Annotated in this window: 2 protein-coding genes; both read right to left on the bottom strand. The window is 67.4% G+C overall.

What is annotated here, in order from left to right; genetic code table 11:
- A partial coding sequence (locus KBX06_RS27455) for a DDE-type integrase/transposase/recombinase (protein ID WP_210839961.1) occupies nt 1-770 on the bottom strand: 770 nt, incomplete at its 3' end.
- Nucleotides 770-1,174 carry a hypothetical protein gene (locus KBX06_RS27450; protein ID WP_210839959.1) on the bottom strand — a complete coding sequence of 135 codons (405 nt, stop codon included), beginning with the start codon at nt 1,172-1,174 and terminating at the stop codon, nt 770-772. The genes KBX06_RS27455 and KBX06_RS27450, both read right to left, overlap by 1 nt.
- Nucleotides 1,175-1,253 lie beyond the last annotated feature (79 nt).

Genomic DNA, 1,253 nt, shown 5'->3' with positions numbered 1-1,253 from the left:
TCAACGAAGTTGGTCATGAACGCTCGTGCGGCGGCCAGGGACACGAACCTGTCCGGGAAGACCGGCGCGTACTTCAACGTCTTGAACCACGCCTCGCTGTACGGGTTGTCATTCGACACCTTCGGTCGGGAGTGCGACCGGGTCACAGTCAGGTCTTCGAGCAGGTCAGACACCGACTTTGAGGTCATCGACGTGCCCCGGTCAGCGTGGAGAACGTGCGGGACGCCTTCGACGTCGAAGACCTCCCGCATCATCGACTCCGCCAGAGGCCCCGACTCACGGGCATGGACCCGCACACCGACGATGTACCGGGAGTAAATGTCGATCATCACGTAGGCATCGAAGTAGGAACCCTTCACCGGCCCGGCCAGTTTCGTGATGTCCCAGCTGAACACCTGCCGCGGCGCGTCGGCGACCAGTTCCGGACGCTGACGCGCCGGATGCCGGGCCAACCGGCGACGCTCTACGACCTGCCGGTGTTCACGCAGGATCCGGTACATCGTGGCGATCGAGCCGACGTAGACGCCCTGGTCGAGCAGCGCGGCGTAGATCTGCGCCGGAGCCGCGTCGACGAACTGCGGGCCGTCCAACAGCCGCAGCAGACGCTCCCGCTCCTGCGGAGAAAGCGCGTTCGCCGGTGCCGGACGCGGCCGGCGTGACGGGCTCGGCCGACGCCGTTCCCGATCGACGCTGGACCGGGCGATCCCGGTCATCGCCGCTGCGGCCCGGGTCGTCGTCCCCGCACCGGTCAACTCCTGAAACGCCTCCATCAGCGCCTGCCGAGCCCGAACACGTCCGGATCGTCCGGCTCGCTCCTGGAGATGTCCTCCAAGAGCTCGCGCGCTTTTCCCATGATCGTCAACGCCGTCTCGGTCCGCGCCAGCTTCGCCTGCGCCTGCTGCAACTCACGCCGCAACCGGGCGATCTCCGCCTGCTCCGCCGACGGCCTCCCGACCGTCTCACCAGCCGGTTTACCCTGCAACAACCCCGCGTCCCGAGCCCGGCGCCACTCCGACACCAACGACGAGTACAAACCCTCCCGCCGCAGGAACGCCCCGCCCTCACCGGCCGCTGCCGCCCGCTCGTAGCCGGCCAGCAGCTCCAACTTCTGTCCCGGGGTGAACGACCGGCGTGCCCGTGGACCATCCGACCGGGGCCCCTTCTTGCGACTCATGACCCCATCCTGGGCCGTGACCACGCCAACAGCAGTATTCAACGTTTCTCGATCCTGAACTCGCCCTGTTCGGCGGACT

The organism is Micromonospora sp. C31 (assembly GCF_018070575.1).
Taxonomy (GTDB): domain Bacteria; phylum Actinomycetota; class Actinomycetes; order Mycobacteriales; family Micromonosporaceae; genus Micromonospora.
Note: the sequence above shows the minus strand (reverse complement) of the source record. Positions and strands in the feature narration are given on the sequence as shown.

What these genes read in the sequence shown, in the direction of transcription:
- KBX06_RS27450 (WP_210839959.1), bottom strand. Translation starts at nt 1,174, where the DNA reads ATGAGTCGCAAGAAGGGGCCCCGGTCGGATGGTCCACGGGCACGCCGG.